Here is a 254-nt window from a genome sequence, read left to right as displayed (position 1 = left end):
CGCGTTGCTGGCGGATGCGGGTGCCGCGCTGGCGGATGTGCCGGGGCTCGACCTGACCGTCGAACTGATCACCCACCGCTTCACCAGCGGATCGAAGACGGTGCTTGATAGCTGGTATCCCGTCTCGGCACTCGACATGGGATCGGCCAACCGTACGACGAAGCGGACTAAGTTCGGCACCGAGAAGCAGGTCTATGATGCCGAGACGATGCGCAGATTGCGTCGGTTTTTCGAGGAGCGGATCGCCTTGGCGC

1 protein-coding gene is annotated in these 254 nt (G+C 63.0%); it reads left to right on the top strand.

Going from position 1 to position 254, the window contains the following annotated elements:
• Positions 1-254 (top strand): spore photoproduct lyase family protein (locus AC0L2P_RS32440; RefSeq protein ID WP_473507272.1); only part of this gene is annotated, 254 nt, incomplete at both ends.

It is taken from the genome of Mesorhizobium sp. WSM4836, from assembly GCF_055811815.1.
This window is presented reverse-complemented; position numbering and strand designations above follow the sequence as displayed.